The 22,389-nt window shown below is 57.8% G+C and carries 25 protein-coding genes; 19 read left to right on the top strand and 6 right to left on the bottom strand.

Annotated elements, in window-relative coordinates:
* Positions 1-52: 52 nt before the first annotated feature.
* The 10 genes from F0155_RS07785 (at position 53) to F0155_RS07740 (ending at position 9,421) form a co-directional block, all read left to right on the top strand.
* Positions 53-817: an SDR family oxidoreductase gene (locus F0155_RS07785; RefSeq protein ID WP_150523934.1), complete on the top strand. Its 765-nt coding sequence runs from the start codon at positions 53-55 to the stop codon at positions 815-817.
* Positions 818-889: 72 nt separating this feature from the next.
* Positions 890-2,869 carry an excinuclease ABC subunit UvrC gene (uvrC, locus tag F0155_RS07780; protein ID WP_208999174.1) on the top strand — a complete coding sequence of 660 codons (1,980 nt, stop codon included), beginning with the start codon at positions 890-892 and terminating at the stop codon, positions 2,867-2,869.
* Between the two features lie 46 nt (positions 2,870-2,915).
* The gene (locus F0155_RS07775) at positions 2,916-4,466 is read left to right on the top strand and encodes a tetratricopeptide repeat-containing sulfotransferase family protein (protein WP_150523933.1); all 1,551 of its coding nucleotides are present in this window, start codon (positions 2,916-2,918) and stop codon (positions 4,464-4,466) included.
* A 34-nt stretch (positions 4,467-4,500) separates the two neighbouring features.
* A complete protein-coding gene (locus tag F0155_RS07770) occupies positions 4,501-5,538 on the top strand; it encodes an endonuclease/exonuclease/phosphatase family protein (protein WP_150523932.1) in 1,038 nt (345 codons plus the stop codon).
* A gap of 148 nt (positions 5,539-5,686) precedes the next feature.
* Positions 5,687-6,313, top strand: coding sequence for a thymidine kinase (locus F0155_RS07765; RefSeq protein WP_150523931.1), 627 nt, complete (start codon positions 5,687-5,689; stop codon positions 6,311-6,313).
* A complete protein-coding gene (locus tag F0155_RS07760) occupies positions 6,310-6,600 on the top strand; it encodes an HlyU family transcriptional regulator (RefSeq protein ID WP_150523930.1) in 291 nt (96 codons plus the stop codon). The genes F0155_RS07765 and F0155_RS07760 overlap by 4 nt, the downstream gene beginning before the upstream one ends.
* Positions 6,601-6,724: 124 nt before the next feature.
* Positions 6,725-7,297, top strand: a complete 573-nt coding sequence (gene pgsA, locus F0155_RS07755) for a CDP-diacylglycerol--glycerol-3-phosphate 3-phosphatidyltransferase (protein WP_150523929.1) — start codon at positions 6,725-6,727, stop codon at positions 7,295-7,297.
* 48 nt (positions 7,298-7,345) lie between these two features.
* Entirely contained in the window at positions 7,346-7,597 is a 252-nt protein-coding gene (moaD, locus tag F0155_RS07750) for a molybdopterin converting factor subunit 1 (protein ID WP_150523928.1), read from the top strand.
* 4 nt (positions 7,598-7,601) lie between these two features.
* On the top strand, positions 7,602-8,069 hold the full coding sequence (locus F0155_RS07745; RefSeq protein ID WP_150523927.1) for a molybdenum cofactor biosynthesis protein MoaE: 468 nt from the start codon (positions 7,602-7,604) through the stop codon (positions 8,067-8,069).
* Positions 8,070-8,155: 86 nt separating this feature from the next.
* Entirely contained in the window at positions 8,156-9,421 is a 1,266-nt protein-coding gene (locus F0155_RS07740; protein ID WP_425299914.1) for a multidrug effflux MFS transporter, read from the top strand.
* Between the two features lie 55 nt (positions 9,422-9,476).
* Here F0155_RS07740 and F0155_RS07735 read toward each other — a convergent pair whose 3' ends face one another.
* On the bottom strand, positions 9,477-10,376 hold the full coding sequence (locus tag F0155_RS07735) for a branched-chain amino acid aminotransferase (protein WP_150523926.1): 900 nt from the start codon (positions 10,374-10,376) through the stop codon (positions 9,477-9,479).
* 295 nt (positions 10,377-10,671) lie between these two features.
* Here F0155_RS07735 and F0155_RS07730 point away from each other — a divergent pair, with 295 nt between their 5' ends.
* The 3 genes from F0155_RS07730 (at position 10,672) to F0155_RS07720 (ending at position 13,375) form a co-directional block, all read left to right on the top strand.
* A complete protein-coding gene (locus F0155_RS07730) occupies positions 10,672-11,250 on the top strand; it encodes a MarR family winged helix-turn-helix transcriptional regulator (RefSeq protein ID WP_208999173.1) in 579 nt (192 codons plus the stop codon).
* A complete protein-coding gene (locus F0155_RS07725; protein WP_150523925.1) occupies positions 11,247-11,945 on the top strand; it encodes a response regulator in 699 nt (232 codons plus the stop codon). The genes F0155_RS07730 and F0155_RS07725 overlap by 4 nt, the downstream gene beginning before the upstream one ends.
* A 95-nt stretch (positions 11,946-12,040) precedes the next feature.
* Positions 12,041-13,375, top strand: a complete 1,335-nt coding sequence (locus tag F0155_RS07720; protein ID WP_150524044.1) for an ATP-binding protein — start codon at positions 12,041-12,043, stop codon at positions 13,373-13,375.
* 13 nt (positions 13,376-13,388) lie between these two features.
* Here the strand turns inward: F0155_RS07720 and F0155_RS07715 are convergent, their stop codons facing one another.
* From F0155_RS07715 to F0155_RS07695, 5 genes are all read right to left on the bottom strand, one after another.
* On the bottom strand, positions 13,389-13,730 hold the full coding sequence (locus F0155_RS07715; protein ID WP_150523924.1) for a tRNA-binding protein: 342 nt from the start codon (positions 13,728-13,730) through the stop codon (positions 13,389-13,391).
* Between the two features lie 105 nt (positions 13,731-13,835).
* Positions 13,836-14,549, bottom strand: coding sequence for a TetR/AcrR family transcriptional regulator (locus F0155_RS07710; RefSeq protein WP_150523923.1), 714 nt, complete (start codon positions 14,547-14,549; stop codon positions 13,836-13,838).
* Positions 14,550-14,664: 115 nt separating this feature from the next.
* Positions 14,665-15,483 carry a pyrroline-5-carboxylate reductase gene (gene proC / locus F0155_RS07705; protein ID WP_150523922.1) on the bottom strand — a complete coding sequence of 273 codons (819 nt, stop codon included), beginning with the start codon at positions 15,481-15,483 and terminating at the stop codon, positions 14,665-14,667.
* Entirely contained in the window at positions 15,480-15,980 is a 501-nt protein-coding gene (locus tag F0155_RS07700; RefSeq protein WP_150523921.1) for a type III secretion system chaperone family protein, read from the bottom strand. The genes proC and F0155_RS07700 overlap by 4 nt, the downstream gene beginning before the upstream one ends.
* 294 nt (positions 15,981-16,274) lie before the next feature.
* Entirely contained in the window at positions 16,275-16,523 is a 249-nt protein-coding gene (locus tag F0155_RS07695; protein WP_150523920.1) for an accessory factor UbiK family protein, read from the bottom strand.
* 185 nt (positions 16,524-16,708) lie between these two features.
* On the opposite strand from F0155_RS07695, the gene lgt reads away from it, so the two are divergent.
* The 6 genes from lgt (at position 16,709) to F0155_RS07665 (ending at position 22,353) form a co-directional block, all read left to right on the top strand.
* Entirely contained in the window at positions 16,709-17,536 is an 828-nt protein-coding gene (gene lgt, locus F0155_RS07690) for a prolipoprotein diacylglyceryl transferase (RefSeq protein ID WP_244303480.1), read from the top strand.
* Positions 17,533-18,621, top strand: a complete 1,089-nt coding sequence (locus tag F0155_RS07685; protein WP_150523919.1) for a class I SAM-dependent methyltransferase — start codon at positions 17,533-17,535, stop codon at positions 18,619-18,621. The genes lgt and F0155_RS07685 overlap by 4 nt, the downstream gene beginning before the upstream one ends.
* A gap of 44 nt (positions 18,622-18,665) precedes the next feature.
* Positions 18,666-19,433, top strand: coding sequence for a peptidoglycan editing factor PgeF (gene pgeF, locus F0155_RS07680; protein ID WP_150523918.1), 768 nt, complete (start codon positions 18,666-18,668; stop codon positions 19,431-19,433).
* Between the two features lie 2 nt (positions 19,434-19,435).
* Positions 19,436-20,593, top strand: a complete 1,158-nt coding sequence (locus tag F0155_RS07675; protein ID WP_150523917.1) for a M24 family metallopeptidase — start codon at positions 19,436-19,438, stop codon at positions 20,591-20,593.
* Between the two features lie 74 nt (positions 20,594-20,667).
* Positions 20,668-21,192: a hypothetical protein gene (locus F0155_RS07670; RefSeq protein ID WP_150523916.1), complete on the top strand. Its 525-nt coding sequence runs from the start codon at positions 20,668-20,670 to the stop codon at positions 21,190-21,192.
* Positions 21,193-21,420: 228 nt separating this feature from the next.
* The gene (locus F0155_RS07665) at positions 21,421-22,353 is read left to right on the top strand and encodes a ribose-phosphate pyrophosphokinase (protein WP_150523915.1); all 933 of its coding nucleotides are present in this window, start codon (positions 21,421-21,423) and stop codon (positions 22,351-22,353) included.
* The last annotated feature ends 36 nt before the right edge of the window (positions 22,354-22,389 follow it).

Here is a 22,389-nt window from a genome sequence, read left to right as displayed (position 1 = left end):
AGAGGGTTTTGGGGCGTACTGACCCCAAGATCCAAATCTGGCAGGACTATTGATGACCGTCTCGCAGCCCACTGTTCTGATCACCGGTGCAACAAGTCGCATTGGACGAGCCTTGTCGACAGGGCTCGCCAGGGCAGGCTGGCGGATCGTCGGACATACGGTCAGTGGCGGCGAACGTGCGACGCAGCTTGAGGCCGACATCGAGAAAGATGGCGGTAAGATTGCCATCCTGCAGGCGGACCTCACAGATCCGCACGCGCTGCAGTCACTCTATGCCAGAGCCAGCGAACCATTCGGCGCTCCACAAGTTCTGATCAATAACGCCTCGATCTTCGAAGACGACGGCATCGGCAATCTGTCCCTGGATCGCTACGAGACCCATTTCCAGATCCACACCCGCGCCCCGGTTTTCCTTGCCGATGCCATGGCGACAAGTTTGCCTGCCGGTCAGGACGGATTGATCGTGAACCTGATCGATCAGCGGGTCTGGAAGCTGACACCGCACTCCCTGTCCTACACGCTTTCCAAATCGGCCCTTTGGACAGCAACGCAAACTCTTGCTCAGGCACTTGCACCGCGCATCCGCGTCAATGGCATAGGTCCGGGGCCAAGCTTCAAGAGCCCGCGCCAGTCTCAGGAAGAGTTCGACAGGCAGGCGGGCGCCGTTCTCTTGCAGCATGGTCCTGTTCCAGAGGAGTTCCCCCGGACGGTACAGTATCTGTGGGAAGCCCGGTCCGTAACCGGTCAGATGATAGCACTCGACGGCGGGCAGCATCTTGGCTGGGAAACCCCGGACGTTCTCAATGTAGGCGAATAATATCTGTCGACGGAACCATGCCTGCCGGAATGACGGCTTCCCCTCTCGCCGGTCGCTCCCTAAATTGATGGCATGACAATTTCCGATGACATGAACGAGACCGAAGCAGATCCATCCAGGACGCTTGACCTGTCGGATGCCGAACAGGGGGAGCCGGTCCGCAAGGGGGTCGATGTCATCATCGATCAGGTGAAGCGCCTGCCGAACAGCCCCGGCGTCTATCGGATGTTCGACGAAAAGGGCGACGTCCTTTACGTGGGCAAGGCCCGGAACCTGAAAAAGCGGGTCACCAGCTATACCCGCCTTCAAGGGCAGTCGAACCGGATCATGCGGATGATCATGTCGACTGCTGCCATGGAATTCGTGGTCACCCAAACCGAACCCGAAGCGCTGCTGCTGGAAGCCAACCTGATCAAACGGCTGCGCCCTCGCTTCAATGTTCTGCTGCGCGACGACAAGTCGTTTCCCTACATCCTGATCACCGGCGACCACGAGTCCGCCGCCATCGTCAAGCATCGCGGCGCCCGCAAGCGCAAGGGGGATTATTTCGGTCCCTTTGCGTCTGCCGGTGCGGTCGACCGAACCATCAACGCGCTGCAAAAGGCGTTCCTGATCCGCAACTGTTCCGACAGCTATTACGAGAACCGATCCCGCCCCTGCCTTCAGTACCAGATCAAGCGCTGCGCCGGCCCTTGCACCGGACAAATCAGCACCGAAGGCTATGCCGAGCTCGTGGACGAAGCAAAAGCGTTCCTCTCTGGCCGCAGTCCGGCAGTGAAGAAGGAGCTTGCCAGCCAGATGGAAGCGGCCTCGGAAGTTCTGGATTTCGAACGCGCCGCGATCTGCCGCGATCGTCTGGCTGCCCTCTCCCATGTGCAGGCCCATCAGGGCATCAATCCGCAGACAGTCGAGGAAGCCGACGTTTTCGCCATTCATCAGGAGGGCGGGCAAAGCTGCGTTCAGGTGTTTTTCTTCCGCACCGGACAGAACTGGGGCAATCGTGCCTATTTCCCAAAGGCCGACAAGAGCTTTGAAGAGCCCGATATTCTGGAGAGTTTTCTCGCGCAGTTCTATGACGACAAGCCAGCGCCGCGCCTGATCCTGTTGTCTCACCCGGCAGAGGAACAGGACCTGCTTGCGCAAGCCCTGAGCGAACGCATGGGGCGCAAGGTTGAAATCTCCGTGCCAAAGCGCGGCGAGAAGAAGGATCTGGTAGATCACGCCATCCGCAATGCAAAGGAAGCGCTGGGTCGTAGACTTGCAGAAACATCAAGTCAGGCCCGTCTTCTGGCCGGTGTTGCCGAAGCCTTTGATCTGCCCGCTCCGCCACGCCGGATCGAGGTCTATGACAACTCCCACATCATGGGAACGAACGCCGTTGGCGGCATGATCGTTGCCGGCCCGGAAGGGCTCGCCAAGGCGCATTACCGCAAGTTCAACATCAAGTCGGAAGATCTGACACCCGGCGACGATTACGGCATGATGCGTGAAGTTCTGACGCGTCGCTTTGCACGCTTGATGAAGGAGCATGCGCGCACAGATGAAGACGCAAGCGTAACTGATGACGCCGACACCACAGAAACGACCCAGACCGACGTGCCAGCATGGCCGGACCTTGTTCTCATCGATGGCGGTCAGGGGCAGTTGACCGCAGCTCGCGAAACACTGGAAGGCCTCGGATTGACCGATGTACCGCTGGTCGGCATTGCCAAGGGACCGGACCGTGATGCAGGCCGAGAAAAGTTCTTCATCGCCGGACGCCCGTCCTTCATGCTGCCCGAGCGCGATCCCGTGCTCTATTTCGTTCAGCGCTTGCGGGACGAAGCTCACCGCTTCGCCATCGGCTCCCACCGGGCGAGGCGGAAGAAGGACATCACGAAGAATCCGCTGGATGAAATCGCCGGAATTGGCCCGACCCGAAAACGCGCTCTGCTGCGGCACTTCGGGACCGCGAAGGCGGTTTCCAAGGCGGGTCTGGAGGATTTGACAGCTGTTCCCGGAATTTCCGAAGCAGTGGCCAAAATTGTCTACAATCATTTCCATGAAAGCTAGAAAGCTGTTAGGAGAGGCGCTCGTCTTTTGAAGGAAAAGGTCACAGATGAGCGCTCCGACCCTCGAAGAAGCCATTTCATTTATTGAACAAAAAGATTTCAATCAGGCGGAAGCGATTCTGGTGCAGCTCCGCAATCTGGATCCGGCAAACGCACGCATCAATTACACGCTCGCGATCGTTGCCATCCAGAAAAACGACCTGATCTCCGCCCTTGCCTTGCTGGATGCCGCATCCAAGGTGGCAACGGAGCAGCCCTTCGTCTTTTCCACCTTTTCGAGCGTTCTTCTTCGCCTTGGCGATGCAACGGCCGCCTACAAGATGGCCACACGTGCCACGGCCCTTGCACCGAAATCACCGCAAGGTCACATCGCCCTTGGTGAAGTCTTTGCAGAACAGGGCAAGGCAGACCTTGCGATCCAGTCCTACGAAACAGCCCTAAATTATGCTCCGGACAACATCAGCCTGCTTGCTATCCTGAGCCGCCATCACCGCTCGCTGGGGCATGTTGCAAAGGCTGATGAGCTTTTGAACAAGGCGCTGGAGAAGGACCCGCAGAACCCGGAAGCCCTCGTTGAAGCAGCGAGAGCAGAAGGTCGTGAAGATGCCGCAGACATCGCGGAGCGCATCGGCAGCCTTCTCGCCGAGCGGAATGCGTCCCTTGAGCCGGAACACTGGTACAAACTGTCCCGTGCGGCCGCAGCCATTGCAGAACGAAATGGCGACTGGGCGACCTCATTCTCCCATCACGCCAACGACCGTTCAGCGTTGCATCGCCCCTACAACAAGGGTCTTCGGGACTGGCAGGTAAAGACCTGCAAGGACGTGTTCACGCCGGAGTATTTTGCCGAGCGCCGCGACGTGGCTCTTACGACGGATCGACCCATCTTCGTACTCGGCATGCCTGAATCCGGCTGTCAGGAAATCGAGGCTCTGCTGGCCCGACATCCGAATGTGCGGACCGGCGGAGAGATCGGTTATTTCTCTGCCCTTGGCATGCGTCTTGCCGAAGGCGAAGACGTCTCGCCAGCCTATTTTCGCCATGCATTGCACCTTGAGGAAAAGGACCTCAAGAAGATCGGCAGCGGCTATCTGAAGGCTCTGGAAGCCGTCGACAAGAAGGCACGGCGGATCGTCGACACCAACCTCTTCAACTATCAGCACCTCTGGTTGCTGGCGCTCCTGTTTCCCAATGCAAGCTTCGTCCACGCGTTCCGCTCGCCGCTGGACGCCTGTGCCGCGATCTACACCAGCGAACTGGGCCACGGGCACAATTACATGATCGATCAGGAAAGCATCGGCCATCACTACAAGACCTATGGCGACCTCGTGGATCACTGGTCGCAGGTCCTTCCCATCCAGATGCACCATGTCTCGTATGAGGCCCTGATCAACAATCGCAAGGAAGAGCTGGAAAAACTGCTCACCCACGTTGGCCTTCCGCACGACGCTGCCTATGTCGAGCGGGAAACGGCAGAAACCAGTGCACCTGCGAATGTCTCGGCTTCTGCCCGGATTGGATTTGGCGCGGACAATGCCGAGCACCTGGGCTCGTTGACGGAAGCGCTCGGCCCGCTGGCCAAGGTTCGGTTGTCCTGAGCCACCTGAAAACGACGGACAGAAGGCAATCGACATGGCCGGAATTCGGTTTCTCTGCTGGATCTCGCTTCTGGTCGCGCTCGCCTTCTGTTTCCTCGGCCTGAGCAGCTACGCCTTTCCCCACATCTGGTTCACGGACAACATGTCCTTTTTCCAGAGGCAGTTTCTGGGAGGCGCAGCAGCAGGGATAATTTTCTGCGCTGTTATGGGAACGCTCATTCAGCTCCGCAATCGCCTGTTCTGGAACTGCTCGTTCGTGCTGTTTCTCCTTGTCGGCATGTTGGCGGGACTGACGGCACTCCGCACTGTTTCCGTTGCCGGCTCAAGCCAGCCACAAACCGGTGCCGGCGTGAAATTCGTCTCCATCAATATCGAGCGCCTCAACCTGCAAGACCCTGTCCTGACAGCGTTCCTTGAAAGAGAAAACCCGGACATCCTGCTGCTTCAGGAAACATTCTGGTGGCAACAGGACCGTTGGTTGGCAGAGGCTGGTCTTGCAGAGATAGAGGGTACTGGGCCCTATCCGCAAACGCTGATCCGTGGACGATTGGGGCAAACGTCCGTTTTCTCGAGATTTCCCGTCTTGAACACGGAAATGATCGAGGTTCCGGCGACAGATCTCGCTGACCGCGGTTCCTACCGGGAGATTGTCATTGTCGATCTGGAAACCCCCGACGGCCCCGTGCAACTCTTCGCGGTTCATCCCAACAGCCCACGCACCCCGTCCAGATGGGAAGACCGGCAACGGTATCTCGCCATGCTGCAGGACGCGATTTTGAAACGCAGGCAGCAGTCCTCGGCTCCGATCATCGTCATGGGGGACTGGAACACCTCTCCCTGGTCGGGCCAGTTTGCCTCATTCCTGAAAAGAACAGGTCTGACGACAACATTTCCGGACGGTCTGCCGCAAACAACACGCTTCTTTTATGACTATCGCCTGCATTGGGTTCTGGGCGCAGTTGTTGATCATATTGCTGTCTCTTCGGACCTCGTAACGGGAGCAACAACCCTTGGACCGGACATCGGCTCTGACCATCTGCCCTTGATCGCGACGGTTCACAGGAAACCCTAGGCTATGTGGACGAAATACAGCGCTAATCCGTCCACACAGCCTAGCCTAAAGAATCGTGGAATTGGCTCTGCACCATTGAGCTTGCCTGCCGTGTTGGCGAATATGACCGCACACCAGCGATTCTGACGCCAGACTAAAGAAAAACAAAATGGCCAAGCTCTATTTCAACTACTCCTCGATGAATGCCGGCAAGTCGACGGTTCTCCTGCAGGCGTCCTACAATTACGTCGAACGCGGCATGAACACGCTGCTCATGATCGCCGCCATTGATGATCGCGCGGGCAAGGGGCGGATCGCCTCACGCATCGGCCTTGGGTCGGATGCGGAAATCTTCGGATCGGCCGACGACATATTCGAGCATGTGGCACGCACGATGGACGAAAAACCGGTTCATGCCGTCTTTGTCGACGAGGCGCAATTCCTGACAGAAGAGCAGGTGTGGCAGCTGGCGAGGGTTGCAGATCAACTCAGAGTGCCGGTCATGTGCTTTGGTCTTCGAACCGATTTTCAAGGCAAGCTATTCCCCGGAAGTGCCGCACTGCTTGCAATTGCGGACAATCTGAAGGAAATCAAGACAATCTGCTGGTGCGGACGCAAGGCGACGATGGTTGCACGGCTGGACGAGAACGGACGGTTCGCCGAGGAAGGCAATCAGGTCGTGATCGGAGGCAACGACACCTACGTTTCCCTGTGCCGCCATCACTGGAGCAAACGCCAGCTGCGCCGCGAGGCAGCACCGGCAAATGACGAGACAACGGCGAAGGTGGCAAAATGATTGGCAAACTCCTCAAGGGCCTGTTCGGTTCTGGCGATGGATCCGGCAAGAAGGGGTCTTCCAGACCGGCGGAACTTTACGAAGGCTACGAGATCATTGCCGAACCACGCCCGGCGGGTGGCCAGTGGCAAGTTGCAGGACGGATCGAAAAGGACGCCGGCGAAGAGCGGAAGGTTCATGTCTTCGTGCGCGCGGACACAATGCCGAGCGAAGACGAAGCCGCTACCCATATGGTCAGAAAAGCCAAGGTGATGATCGACCAGCAGGGAGATTCGATCTTCACTTGAAGATGGTGGCACGCTAGAAAGGGCTTGGGGAACAGCTGTCCCAAGGCTTGGTTCAGCGTTTCACTGTCACCGCAAGCAGGTATCGCCTTGCATCGCCAGCCACCAGACTGAAATACCGGACTAGATGAAAAGAAACGTAGCGCTCAGCCTGCCCAACCTCCTGACATATGGGCGCATAGCGGCCGTCCCGGCTGTCGCGGCCTGTTTCTATTTCGAGGGACACACGGCACGCTGGATTGCTTTCGCTCTTTTTGTGGTTGCGGCAATCACCGATTTCTTTGACGGCTATCTGGCGCGCGCCTGGCAGCAACAATCTGCGCTGGGACGCATGCTCGACCCGATCGCCGACAAGCTGCTTGTTGCCGTTTGTCTTTTGATGCTGGCGGCAGATGGAACCATTGGCGGATGGTCACTGGTGGCCGCCAACATTATCTTGTGCCGCGAAATACTGGTGTCGGGCCTGCGCGAATTCCTCGCCGAGTTACGGGTCAGTGTCCCGGTGACACAACTGGCCAAGTGGAAAACGACCGTACAGCTGATTGCGGTGGCATTACTGGTGGCTGGACCTGCCGGAGATGCAGTCATTCCGGGCACCTCCCTCGCCGGACTGACGGCCTTATGGATTGCAGCAGTCCTGACACTATATACAGGCTACGACTATTTCCGGGCGGGTATCGGGCATCTGATCGAGAATTGATCAACCGGGTGCAGGCTTGCTCCCGACCATAAGAGAAAGCACAACGCCGTGATCATTCGATATTTTGCCTGGGTTCGCGAAAAGGCCGGACGGGAAGAAGAAACCCTCTCCCCGCCTGAAACAGTGAAGACCGTTGCCGACCTTATCGCCTATCTGGCAACCATCGATGACAACCATGCTGCGGCCTTTGAAGAGGCAAATGCCATTCGCGTTGCCATTGATCAGGAGCATGTCGAGCACGATGCCCTGATCGCAGGCGCAAGGGAAGTTGCCTTTTTCCCGCCGATGACCGGGGGCTGAAACAATGGCGATCGAGCCGACAGTCCGCGTTCAGGCAGACAACTTCGATCTGACGGCCGAGACCGGAAAACTCACTGCAGACCGCTTTGACATCGGGGCGGTGGTGACTTTCACCGGCCTTTGCCGGGATGAAGGTGGCCAGTTGTCGGCACTTGAGCTTGAGCATTACCCGGGAATGGCTGAGGCGGAAATCACCCGCATCGCAAGGCAGGCAGCCCAGCGCTGGTCGCTGACAGGCCTGACGGTCATCCACCGTCACGGCAAGATCGCGCCCGGCGAAAACATCGTACTGGTCATCGCAGCATCTGCTCACCGGCAAGCCGCTTTCGATGCAGCCAACTATCTGATGGACTTTCTGAAAACCCGCGCCCCCTTCTGGAAGAAGGAACACCTGAAAGCAGGTGGCGACAAGGGCTGGGTGGACGCAAAGGACCATGACGAGGAAGCTCTGACCCGCTGGGACCAGAGCTGACCGACGGACGTTTCCAAAGCCGATCTTGAAGACCGGCCACCGGCATCCTCTGGGTTGCCGGTCATTTTGTTTTGAAAGGACTTTTCGTGAGCGCCGATGCTTCACCGCGCAAGGATGGCAGTCAGGGTTCGGGGGCTGCGCCGCACCCGGGCATGTTGTTTCTGGAATTCGTGATTGTCGTTGCAGCGCTGATGGCGCTGAACGCCCTGGCCATGGACATCATGCTTCCGGCCCTTCCGGACATCGGCAAAGCCTTCGATATCGTGAACGAGAACGACCGCCAGCAGGTCCTGATCGCCTACATGATTGGTTTCGGTGTTGCCCAGTTGTTTTTCGGACCGATCTCCGACGCTCTGGGTCGGCGGAAAATTCTCCTCGGCGGGCTGTTCCTGTATTCCCTCGCCAGCATCGGATGCCTGTTTGCCGACACGCTGGATCATCTTCTGATCGCCCGCTTCATTCAAGGTGTTGGTTGCGCGGCGACCCGCGTTGTTGCGGTATCACTTGTTCGTGACAGCTATTCCGGACGGCAGATGGGCAAGGTCATGTCGCTGATCATGATGGTGTTCATGGCAGTTCCGATCATTGCCCCCTCCATTGGCCAAGTGATCCTTCTGGTCGCTGACTGGCATTGGATCTTTTCGACCCTGCTGCTGGCGGGGCTGGTCCTGTTCATCTGGTGCTTTGTGCGCCTGCCTGAGACCTTGCCGGCAGAACGCCGCCAGAAGCTTCAGGCTGGAGCAATTCTGTCCAGCTACTCGAAGGTTCTCACCAACCGGATCAGTCTGGGATACATGCTGGCCATGACCTTCGTATTCGGCGGCCTTTTCTCGTTCATCACCATGTCGCAGCAGATCTTCGTCGACATTTTTGAACTTGGCACACTGTTTCCCGTCGTTTTTGCATCCATTGCAATCGCCATGTCCTTTGCCTCGTTCACGAATTCCCGTCTTGTGGAACGACTGGGAATGCGCCGCCTGTCGCATCTGGCAACCCTGTCCTACACCTTCTTCGGCTTCCTGATGTTGGTCCTCGCCCTTCTGGGCGTTCAGGATTTCTGGGTCTTTGTGTTGCTCTGCGCAGGGGTCATGGCGAGTTTTGGCTTTATCGGGCCAAACTTCAACGCGATGGCAATGGAACCGCTGGGCGCAATCGCCGGAACAGCCTCATCCGTGATCGGATTTGTGACGACGCTCGGCGGCGCGACTCTCGGCTTTGCCATGGGTCAAATGTTCGACGGGACCATCCAGCCCCTCGCCCTTGCCTATACGCTCTACGGGATAGGCGGGTTTCTGGCAGTGCTTTACGCCGAAAACGGCAAACTGTTTCAGGCCCAGAACCCGGCCAAATAAAAAAGGCGGGCCAAATGCCCGCCAATTTGTTTCGTGACATCGCTGATACGCAGGATCAGGCAACCGCAGCCTTCAGCTGGCCATTCGGGTTCACTGCAGCAGCATAGTCTTCCATCAAGGTCTTGGTGATGGCACCAACCTCGAACGAATAAGACCCGATCTCGGAGACCGGAGTGACTTCCGCGGCTGTCCCGGTCAGGAAGCACTGTTCGAAGCCTTCCATTTCTTCAGGCTGCATCGCACGTTCAATGACCTCGATGCCACGAGCGCGGGCAAGGTCAATAACAGTGCGGCGGGTGATGCCGTCGAGGAAGCAATCAGGCTTCGGCGTATGGATCTGGCCATCCTTGATGAAGAAGACGTTTGCACCGGTCGCCTCGGCAATCTGACCCCGGTAGTCCAGCATCAGCGCATCCGCATAGCCTTTGCGTTCGGCTTCATGCTTGGAGATGGTGCAGATCATGTAAAGACCAGCTGCCTTTGCCTTGTAGGGCGCCGTGCGCGGGTCCGGGCGCCGGTACTGGGCCATGTCCAGACGCAGGCCCTTGAGCTTTTGTGCCGGATCGAAGTAGCTCGGCCATTCCCATGCGGCGATCGCCAGGTGAATGGTGTTCTTCTGCGCAGAGATGCCCATCATCTCGCTGCCGCGCCAGGCGACCGGACGAATATAGGCATCAACCAGGTTCATGCGCTTGAGCAAATCTTCCTTGGCCTGATTGATCTGTGCTTCGGTGAAGGGGATTTCGAAACCGACTTCGCGGGCAGACGCATGCAGGCGGGTTGTGTGCTCTTCGGACTTGAAGATGCGGCCGCCATAAGCGCGCTCGCCTTCAAAAACACTGCTGCCATAATGCAAGCCGTGACTCAGCACATGGAGCTTGGCATCCGCCCACGGCACATAAGCGCCATCATACCAAATTTCTCCTTCAAGCTGGTCAAAAGGCAAGCCGCTCATCGTAGTCTCTCCCGCCCGTTCTCTTCGGGACGAATTCATATGTTACGCTCAGGAACCAGAATGCGACCCGGCGACCGTGCCGCCAGACATCAAACCCGTGTTTTGCACGGTGAGCCAAGTCCCGGTATCTTTGTCTGAACGGAAAGGCCAAAAAAGGATTCGTTGTAACGCAAATGCGCAAAACCAGACCAATAAGACCGATCATTTCGCCCAAGACACGTTATCAGTAACAATCGATCCAAAATAAGTCAATATAGCTGACATAAATTTCGTGCGAGTTTCTGCAGGGAGCGGAATGAAAGAGACGACGACATTGGAACAGGGCCAACTGACCTCGGCCCCTCAGCCGACACAGGTGGTTCCCTACGACCTGATCGAGCTGCTGTTTTTTGCCTATCGGGAGTTCACCTCCGACCCCGATGACGTGCTTGCGCAATACGGTTTCGGGCGCGCCCATCACCGTGTTCTGCATTTCGTCGACCGGCATCCCGGCATCATGGTGACTGACCTGTTGGGTATCCTGAAGATCACCAAACAAAGCCTTGGCCGTGTGCTCAAGCAATTGGTGGACGACGACTTCATTGAACAGCGGGCTGGCGCGATTGACCGGCGCCAGAGGCTTCTTCACACAACCAACAAGGGTCATGAGCTCGCTGTGCGGCTTGCCCGACTGCAGACCGAGCGCCTTGATCGTGCCATAAAGGACCTTCCAAATGGCACAACCGACACCGTGAAACAGTTTTTGTTTCAAATGATTGACGCCACTGCCCGCCGGGAGGTCGCGAACCTGATCAATGTCGGGCCTGACCTTGATCTGACACAGCGGCCCGACCTGAACGGCATGCTGCAACACACGGAACAAGACGGACAATGAACGCACCGGTTCCCGATGATAACGCCAGCCACCTCCTGCTCGTCGATGATGATCAGCGGATCAGGAGCTTGTTGAGCAGGCTGCTGGCCGAAAGTGGATACAGGGTCACATCAGCAGGAAGCGCTCAGGAGGCGCGGACCTGTCTCGCGGGACTGTCGTTTGACCTCATTATCCTCGATGTGATGATGCCGGGCGAAACCGGCCTTGAGATGGCAAGCTGGCTGCGCGGTCACTCCGATGTCCCGATCTTGATGCTGACTGCGCGATCGGATGCAACGGACAGAATTGCCGGGCTGGAAGTAGGCGCTGACGACTATCTGGCCAAGCCTTTTGAGCCGAAGGAGTTGCTCCTGCGCATTTCCGCAATCCTGCGCCGCGGTGGACCCAAGCAGCCGCATGTCGCGTCCGAGATCAAATTCGGCCCCTATGTGTATGTGCCGACGCGCGGAGAACTTCGAAACGGGGATGCTGCCATCCGCCTGACGGATCGCGAAAAGCAGATCCTATCCATATTCGCCGAACAACCGGGCGCGACGGTTCCCCGTCACAAGATCGTTGGAGACGACAGCGGCCTTGGCGAGCGGACTGTCGATGTCCAGATCAACCGCCTGCGCCGCAAGATCGAAAAGGATCCCGGCAACCCGGTTTATCTTCAAACCGTGCGAGGCATCGGATACAGGTTGGCCTGCGATTGACCTCTGAGTTGGAAAACAGGGATGCAGGGCAGAAGATGGGCGTAGTTGAAAGCCTGATCGAAAAAATCCGGTCCTCCTTCCCGGTTCGGCCGACCATGCTTGCCTACCGCCGGGCCTCGCGACTGATTTACCGCTATATGCCAAAGGGCCTCTACACGAGGGCCCTTCTGATCATCGTGGTTCCGATCCTGTTGCTGCAATCGGTGCTGGTGATCGTTTTCATGGAGCGCCATTACGATCTGGTCTCCCAGCGCATGTCGGACGCGGTTGTCCGGGACATTGCCGCCGTGGTCTACATTCTGGAAAACTTTCCGCAGGACAAGGATCACCAGAAGGTTGAAACCCTCGCGGCCAGCACACTGGGTCTGTCGCTCAGCCTCATGCCGCTGGAGCCCCTCCCCCCACCTGCGCCCAAACCCTATTTCGATGTCATCGACCAAGGCTTGAGCCGGGCAATTGGCCAGCAGATCGGCAAGCCGTTCTGGGTGGATACGGTTGGACAATCGCGCTTTGTCGAAATCCGCATTCAGCTGGAAAACGAAATCCTGCGCGTCTTTGCCCGCCGGAGCCAGACCTTCGCCTCCAACTCTCATATCTTTCTGGTCTGGATGTTCTCGACCTCCATGGTGCTGATCTTCATCGCCATGTTGTTTCTCCGAAACCAGATCAGACCAATCGTCCGACTGGCGGATGCGGCCGAAAATTTCGGCCTCGGGCGACCCGTGCAGAGCTTTCGTCCAAGCGGTGCCAGGGAAGTCCGACAGGCAGCTCAGGCCTTCATCGAGATGCGGCGACGTATCGAGCGGCAGATGGAGCAGCGAACGACGATGCTCGCCGGTGTGAGCCATGACCTTCGAACGATCCTGACCCGCTTTCGGCTGCAGCTGGCCCTCTTTGGAGACAATCAGGAGAGCGAGGCCATGCGCAAGGATGTGGACGAGATGACCCACATGCTGGAGGATTATCTCGCCTTTGCTCGTGGCGATGTGGACGAAATCGTCGAGACAACCGATATCGGCCTGTTGCTGGAAGAGATTGAGGAAGAGGCGGAAATTTCCGGCTACAACGTCACCGCCCGGTTTGAAGGTGACGCGCAAATCAATTTGCGCCGCATTGCCTTCAAACGCTGCCTGTCCAATCTGGTCACCAACGCCGCCAAGTTTGCCACCACCATCAAGGTTCAGGGCATGGTCGAGAATGGCTGGCTGACGGTGACTGTCGATGACAATGGACCGGGAATTCCGGCGAACGAACGCGAGACCGCATTAAGGGCATTCCAGCGTCTGGATCAATCCAGAAACCTCAATGTATCCGGCAGCGGACTCGGCCTGTCGATTGCCCGAGACATCGCCCGCTCCCATGGCGGCGAAATCTATCTGGAAGACAGCCCGTTGGGCGGCTTGCGTGCCCGTGTTCGCGTTCCCGTCTGAAGCACGCAGCTGATCAGTAGAGGCGCCCGCCAATGGGGACTTCCTTGTCGGGCGTCAGCAGGACCACTTCCCCATCCGCGTCCGGAACACCGAGGGTCAGAACTTCGGACATAACCGGTCCGATCTGGCGGGGCGGAAAATTGACCACGGCCATGACATGCATGCCAACCAGCTCATCAAGCCGGTAATTCTTCGTGATTTGCGCGGACGTCTTCTTGACGCCGATCTCCGGTCCAAAATCGATCTTCATCTTGAAGGCCGGTTTTCGTGCTTCAGGAAACTCCTCGGCCTCGATCACCCGGCCAACCCGGACATCCACTTTCAGAAAATCATCAAATGCAATTTGTTCGCTCACAAGCCTGTTCCTGCTCGACCATCTTCTCACCACCCAGTCTTGCCGAACGACGAGCTGTCTGCAACAGCAGACATTCCGGGATGATTGAAACAGGCTGTTTGAGGGTCAATGGACCGTCTTGCCGTCTTCGTCAGTCTTGGCTTCTTCGGGAACGACATTGCCCCAGTCATCGGTTTCCCAGTCCCGCTCACGGCGAGACCGTCGACGCAACATGTCACCGGCAGTAGCAACAAGGCCCGTCAGTTTCCCGGCACGGTCAAGCATGCGAACAAAGCCTTCTCCGCGATCAAGCTCCTTGTCGAGAGCAGCCATGGTGCGCGGCATGCCTTCGTCCTCTTCCCGAAGCCAGACATCGATAACGCGGGCAAAGGCAACGGCAACGCCCTGCGCGATGATCTGACCTCTAAGACCGGATGCGTCTATCCCGGCAGCTTCCAGCATCCAGCGCTGGGAGCGAACCGCTATGGGGTTAACCTCCAGCGCAAGCATCGGATCAGAGCGCATGGTCTTCATCAGCGCACCCACAGCCCCCTTGTGAGGAGCAAGGGTGTCGATCCGGGTCATCAGAACGTCAAACAAACGATCGCGTGGCGGCTGATCGTCCATGTCCCCGGCCTGTTCATCAAGAACAGCACGGTCGATCCGGCTGGCGAAGGCTTCAACGAGGGACCGTTTGGACGGAAAACAGTCCCGCAGAACCGACATCTTCACGCCAGCCCGCGCTGCGAGGAGCGCCGGCTTCACCTCCGCATAGGAAGTCTCCGCCAGAAGATCGAGAAAACTATCGAGTATCTTCTGCTGGGTTTTGACGGTCGCCATGATCACCTCCTGCGTTTGAAGACAAGATAGGGCGATACACGACAAAAGAGAAGAAACTGCGGCAATAGGCGTCAGGCGGAGTTCGTGGTCTTCCGCCTGAGCAGCTTGTTCCGGTTTATCCGGCCAATTCGCCTGCCCGCCGCACGGCTGCCCTTACAGCGTCGCGAAGCAGGGGTTCCATTCCGTCATCGGCCATCAGCACCGCAAGCGCCGCCGCCGTCGTGCCGTTTGGCGAGGTAACATTCTTGCGCAAGGTGGACGGATGCGTGCCGGACTGATGCATCAGTTCCCCGGCCCCGGTAACCGTTGCAAAGGCCAGTTGCTCGGCAAGGTCGGTCGGCAACCCCACATCCTCGCCCGCCTTGGCCAGGCATTCAGCCAGCCAGAAGATATAGGCAGGACCGGAGCCGCTAACGCCGGTAACAAAATCGATCTGCTCTTCTGCCGTCAGCCAGACGACCTGACCAACCGAACTTAGCAGCGTCGTGACAAGATCCCGCTGCTCCGATGAGGCCGCCCCTGTGGCATAAGCCGCTGTGATCCCGCGTTTCACCATGGCAGGCGTGTTCGGCATGGCCCGAACAATCGGAACCTTGCCAAAGGCTGCCTCAAATGTTGCCACCGGCGTACCGGCAGCAACAGACAGGACAAGCGTATCAGCAGCAACCACCGAAGCCAGCCCCGGCAGTACCACGTCCATGAGCTGCGGTTTGACGGCAATCATGACGAGCGCCGGACGAATATCCGTCGGCGGTTGGTCGACAAGGCGGATACCGTGCGTCGCCAGAAGGTCCCGCACTTCCTCGGGTGGTCCCGGGTCACTAACGACAATGGCCGAGGGGTCCAACCCCTCAGCCATCCAGCCGGACAGCATAGCGCCGCCCATTTTGCCCGCCCCCACCAGAAGAAAGGGGCGCTCTTTTGAAAAGGTCATGCCTCTCCTGCAGTTTCAAACAATGATATCTCGATCGCCTCGTCGGCCGTCTTTCCAGCCCAGACAACGAACTGGAAAGCCTGATAGTACCTTTCGCAGTTTTCCAGGGCATTTGCCAGCATGCCTTCGATCTGCGCGGAACTCGGCTCGGCACCGCCTGCCAGCAGCAAAGACTGGCGGAACATCACCACACCTTCAGAGTTCCAAAGGTCGAAATGCCCCATCCAGAGCTGCTCGTTGACCAGCGCCAGCAAGCGGACGATTTCGGTCTTGCGGGGATCCAGAACCTTCAGATCAAAGGCCACGGCAAGATGCAGGGCTTCCACATCTTCCATCCAGGAGAAGGACACATGATAATCACACCAGTTTCCCTCGATGGAAATCGTGATCTCGTCGTCGCCCGACCGTTCAAAGGCCCAGTCGTTCAACGCAGCAACAGTCTCGATTGCATCGACGGGATTGTCTGGTCGCTCGAATTCAAGTTCGATAAGGCTCATGAGCCGTCTCCCTTTCGAGCCGGAAAGCCTTGGCCGGGCATGAGCCGGTTGCGGCCCTCGGGCAGGTCCCAAGGTGGTGGAGCAACCTTCCGAATAACGCGATTCCTTCGGTGCTCCGACGAATCCCCGTTAAAGAGAATTATAGGAGCATGACAGAAAAAAGCGATAGCGACCAGTGCATTAGTTCTGAAGGAAAGTTGTGGACGAGCACAACATCCGCACATCATTAATCATAGGTTTCCGCAGAAACGGGGCCTTTTCCCGCTTCGTCACCCGCGCAATCTTTTCTCTTGATTACGCAGACTTTTTCTCAAGCGCTTCCAGCCGCGCCTCCAGTTCTTCCACACGATCAAGCGCGCGAACGGCCATTTCCTTCACAGCTTCATGCTCTTCGCGCGATACGACGTCCATGTCGGACAGGAAACGCTCGGCCTGAGCTCTGAATGCGGTTTCCACTTCGCGGCGTGCGCCCTGTGCCACACCTGCGGCATCCGTCATGAGTTTCGCAAAATCATCGAGAATCCGATTTGGGCCCTGGGTCATGGGACGCTCCTTAAACGTGCCGAACATTGTGCAAGACACGTATGTGCCTTTGACCCGAAGTTCAAGGCAAACCCGGCTTTCCCAACCGTATTCTTGCGCCAGCCCTTGACGCGGGCAACCTGGTTGGGCAAGCGTCTGGCCACAGTTGACCAGTTGCCAGAGCCTAACGGACCCGGGGATTTGCCTTGACACCACTGCTTGTTCTGCCGTTTCCGGCGATAGACCCGGTCCTGATCGAGGTTGGTCCATTGGCCATTCGCTGGTACGCACTGGCCTATATTGCCGGTATTCTGCTCGCATGGCGCTACATGCGCATTCTTGTGCTGAATGACAGGCTGTGGGGGACAACGCACCGCCCGACCCCGCTGGACCTCGATGATTTCGTGCTCTGGGGAACGCTCGGCATCATTGTAGGCGGGCGGCTCGGGTACGTTCTGTTCTACAATCCGACCTACTATCTGGCCAATCCGGGCGAAATCCTCGCTGTCTGGACAGGGGGCATGTCTTTTCACGGCGGTTTTCTGGGCACGGTTCTGGCCATGCTGCTCTTCGCCTACACACGCGGTGTCTCCATCTGGACCCTCTTCGATCTCGCAGGCTGCGCGGCTCCCATCGGTCTTTTCTTTGGCAGGATCGCCAATTTCATCAATGCCGAATTGTGGGGACGCCCTTCCGATATGCCGTGGGCCTTCATCTTTCCGGGCGGTGGTCCAGACCCAAGACACCCAACCCAGCTTTATGAAGCCGCTCTTGAAGGGCTCGCGCTCTTCCTGATCCTGCGTGTTTTGTCGCACCGGTTCGAGCTTTTGAAAAAGCCGGGCTTTATCGCCGGTGCCTTTGCCTTTGGCTATGGCCTTGCCCGCAGCTTCGTCGAGTTCTACCGGGAGCCGGATGCGCATATCGGCTATCTCAGCGGCTTCCTGACCATGGGCATGGTGCTCTCGTTGCCCATGATGCTGGCCGGTATTGCCCTGATGGTGTGGTCGTCCCGCAAGGCGGCAGCTTCAGCATGACTTCCCCGCTGCTTGATCAGCTGAAAGCAAGGATTTCTGCGACAGGCCCGATCACCGTGGCTGAATACATGGCGTCCTGCCTCGGTGACCCCAAGGCCGGATACTACATGCAGCAGGAACCCTTCGGGACCGCTGGAGATTTCATAACCGCACCGGAAATCAGCCAGATCTTCGGCGAACTGATCGGTGCATTTTGCCTGCAATCTGCCGAAACTCTCGGAATATTTGAGCCCTTTCAGCTGGTGGAACTTGGTCCTGGTCGCGGGACACTCATGGCAGATATGCTCCGTGTAGCCTCTCTGCGTCCGGACTTTTTGCAGAACGCCAATCTCAACCTGGCCGAAACCAGTGAGAGACTGCGGGAAAAGCAGCGGGAAACCCTGCGCCAAAGCCCTTTGCGGCCTATCCATCGGGATACGTTTGCTGATGTTCCGGACGGTCCATTGATCGTTGTCGCAAACGAGTTTTTCGATGCCCTGCCCATCCATCAGTATGTCAAGGCAGGCGAAAACTGGCACGAAAGAATGGTTGGTATGGACGACAAGGGAGCCCTGACATTCGGCCTTGGCAACGGCCAGCTTCCAGCCGGCGCGATCCCCTTCTCGGCGCAAGGAGCGCCCGAGGGCGCAATTCTCGAAACCCAGCCCGCAGCAAATGCCATTTGCGAGGAAATTGCCGAGCGCATTTCCCGGTTCGGCGGTCTGGCGCTGTTCATCGACTATGGCTATCTGAAAACCGCCCCCGGTGACACGCTGCAGGCCCTCTACAAACATGCGTATGACGATGTTCTGGCACACCCCGGCAAGGCTGATCTGACAGCGCATGTGAATTTCGAGGCTTTGGCCCGAGCGGCTAAGAATGCTGGCGCCCATCCGCACCCACCCCTCACCCAAGGCGACTTTCTGTTGAAAATGGGGCTCCTGGAGCGTGCCGGATCGCTTGGGTCAGGCAAGGATACTGAAGCGCAGGACGCCATTCGCAATGCGGTTGAACGGCTTGCAGCGCCCGATCAGATGGGCGACCTTTTCAAGGTCCTCGCAATTACCCGGGCAGCAGTTCCGCTGCATCCATTTGACAAATCCTGACGACCAACCTGATCATCCAGATGCATTCAAACCGAGAGGCCAACATGATCAAGGCGGATGCGCTCGAGAAACCCGGAATAGTGCATGGCTTCTTTACCCGGCAAGGCGGAGTGTCGGACGGCATCTATGCCTCGCGAAATGTCGGCCTCGGATCGAACGACGACCGGGACAAAGTGTTGGAAAACCGCAAGAGGATCGCAAACGCATTGGGCACGGAAGCCGATCGTCTCGCAACGCCGTACCAGATCCATTCCGCCGATGTGATCACCCTGGCCGAACCGTTTTCCGAGAACGACGATCGCAAGGCAGACGCACTGGTGACGAACCAAAAGGGACTGGCCATCGGCATCCTGACTGCCGATTGCGGACCGGTGCTCTTTGCTGATGCCGAAGCAGGCGTCGTTGGCGCCGCCCATGCCGGCTGGAAGGGTGCAATTGGCGGCATTCTGCAGAATACAATAAGCGCCATGGAAGCCCTTGGCGCCCGCCGGGGCCGCATTTCGGCCATCCTAGGGCCCACCATTTCGCAAGCAGCCTATGAGGTTGGGCCGGAATTCCATGAGCGGTTTCTGGACGCTAATTCCGGTTATACCCGGTTTTTCAACGTATCCGAAAAACCGGACCATTACATGTTCAATCTCCCAGCATTCATCCGCCTGCAGCTTGAAACCGCCGGAGTTTCAATCGCCGGAGACATTGGGCTTTGCACCTATTGCGACGAAGAACGGTTTTTCTCCTACCGGCGGACTACCCATCGCAATGAGCCTGACTATGGCCGCCAGATATCTGCAATCATGATCAAGGAGGCCTGACCGTGGCGCTGCATTTTACCGAGCGTGAATTTACGGCACGGTCTGACAAGCTCCTGAAACGAATGCAGGAAGAAAAGCTGGATGCGCTCTTGCTGTTCGCGCAGGAGAGCATGTACTGGCTAACCGGTTATGATACATTCGGTTTTTGTTTCTTCCAGTGCCTGATCTTCCGCGCAGACGGGTCCAAAACCCTTCTGGCCCGCGCTGCCGATCTCCGGCAGGCAAGTCACACATCCAACATTCCGGACATTCGCGTATGGATTGACCGGGGTGAAGCCAGCCCCATCGGACAGTTGAAAGACCTGCTTTTCGAGCTTGATCTCCTGGGAACCCGGATCGGGGTAGAATACGAAACCCACGGAATGACAGGCAAGATTGCGCTGGAGCTTCAACAGGAGATGAACAGCTTCGCAGACCTGAGCGATGCATCTGCCATTATCCCGACCTTGCGCGCGATCAAGAGCCCTGAAGAGCTCGTCTATGTTCGAAAGGCAACTGAACTTGCCGATCACGCTCATGATGCCGGCCTTGCGGAAATCCGACCGGGCGCGCGGGAAGATGCCATATTGGCGGCAATGCAGTCCGCAGTTCTTGACGGCGGCGGCGATTATCCGGCAAACGAATATGTTGTCGGCTCGGGCCGCGATGCGCTCTTATGTCGATATAAGAGCGGCAGCCGCGTGCTGGAAGAAAACGACCAGATCACGCTCGAATGGGCCGGGGTGTATCGCCACTACCATTCAGCGGCCATGCGCACCGTGATCGTTGGCCAGCCGACGGCCCGCCACACAGAGATGTATGCTGCCTGTCGCTCTGCTCTTGCCGAGGTCGAAAAGATGCTCATTCCCGGCAAGACCATGGGGGATCTCTTTGAAGCCCATGCCCAGACGCTGGACGCGCTCGACATGATGCCTCATCGCCTGAACTCCTGCGGATATTCGCTTGGGGCCCGCTTTGCGCCCAGCTGGATGGACCGGCCAATGGCCTACAAGGGCAATCCAGCTGTTCTGGCTCCCAACATGGTGTTGTTCATGCACATGATCCTGATGGATTCGGTCAGCGAAACCGCCATGACGCTCGGCCAGACCTATCTGGTTACGGAAACCGGGCCGGAAGCCTTGTCGCGCCTTCCTCTCGACCTCGAAATCAAGTCGGGCTAGACGCAACCCGTATTTATTTGGCATACCCTTTTCGCAAATCACACGCCCTGCTACAGCCAACCAGCGAGATCCCAATGCAGTTCACCATCGCAAGACCCCTGTCCGGAAAGCTGCAGCTCTGCGCAGCGATGGTGGTGGCGCTTGGTCTGGCCGCTTGCCAGTCCGATCCGCGCCCGCCTGTTGGCATCACCCAGACACCGACGGTCGCAGCGACGCCAGCTCCGTCTGTGCCCGCAAGCGAGGCAACCTTCGCGTTTGAACCGATCACCGGCATGCCCGCCAACAGGGCCGACGAGCTGTCCTCGGAACTTGGGGCAGCTGCGGGTCGGGAGGGCCTGGTTCTGGTTCGCCGCCAGAACGCAAAGGCAACCTATCGGATCAACGGCTACCTCTCCTCCACCGGAGATTCGTCTTCAACCACCGTTTTCTATGTCTTCGACATCGTTGATGCCAATGGTCGGCGGGTAAACCGTCTGCAAGGCTCTGAAACGATCGGCGGAACCTCCGGGGACCCTTGGGCAGTGGTCGACGCTGGCACCCTGCAGCGCATTGCGCAGCGGGCGATCGTCGAAATTCATTCATGGGTGAACCGCTCCTGATGCAACCGGGCTGACATCCGCCGCGCTTGAAGGATTTTAAGATTCTTTTCAGTTCGGCGACTGTCGTGGTTGTCCTTTTGCAAAGCGGTTGGTACAACGCCGCCGCTACCGGTCAAACGGAATCCCTTTCGTTAGCCAGCACCACTTACATTCGACCCAAGCCGGGTACTTTGAGACCGCGATCTTGTCGCTCCTCACCCGGTGTCGCGCCAGAAGGACTTGCGGCTTATGAAAATCGTCGCGGGCAATTCAAATAGAGCCCTCGCTGAGGAAATCTCCAAGTACCTGGATGTTCCGCTGGCCAAGTGTCAGGTTCGCCGTTTTGCGGACCAGGAAATCTTCGTGGAGATCCAGGAAAACGTTCGCGGTGAAGACGTCTTCGTCGTCCAGCCAACAAGCTATCCGGCCAATGACCATCTGATGGAGCTGTTGATCATCATCGACGCCCTTCGCCGGTCATCCGCCCGCCGCATCACGGCAGTCATTCCCTATTTCGGTTATGCCCGTCAGGATCGCCGCGCGTCCGGCCGTACGCCGATCTCCGCAAAGCTGGTTGCCAACCTGATCACCGAAGCCGGTGCAGACCGCATTCTGACGCTGGACCTGCACGCAGGCCAGATTCAGGGCTTCTTCGACATCCCGACCGACAACCTTTTTGCCGCACCGGTCATGACCCGCGACATCAAGGAACGCTACGCGACCGACAATGTCATGGTTGTGTCTCCGGATGTTGGCGGCGTGGTTCGTGCCCGCGCGCTGGCAAAGCGCATCGAGGCTCCGCTCTCCATCGTCGACAAGCGTCGTGACAAGCCTGGAGAATCAGAAGTCATGAACATCATCGGTGATGTGAAGGGCTTCGATTGTATCCTCGTTGACGACATCGTCGACAGTGGTGGAACGCTCTGCAATGCGGCGGAAGCTCTTCTGTCCAAAGGCGCAAAGTCGGTGACGGCTTATATCACCCACGGCGTTCTGTCCGGCGGTGCGGTTGCTCGCGTGACCTCGTCCAAGCTGAAGGAACTGGTCATCACCAATTCCATCGAGCCGACGGCAGCCATCATCGCCGCACCGAACATTCGCGCGATCTCGATTGCGCCGCTGATCGGCGAGGCCATCAACCGGACAGCCCTGGAAAAATCTGTTTCCAGCCTGTTCCACTGATTGCCAACACATGCGAAAACGAGGCGGCCGAATTGG

The sequence above is a fragment of the Roseibium sediminis genome (assembly GCF_008711325.1).
In the GTDB taxonomy this organism is placed as follows: domain Bacteria; phylum Pseudomonadota; class Alphaproteobacteria; order Rhizobiales; family Stappiaceae; genus Roseibium; species Roseibium sediminis.
Note: the sequence above shows the minus strand (reverse complement) of the source record. Positions and strands in the feature narration are given on the sequence as shown.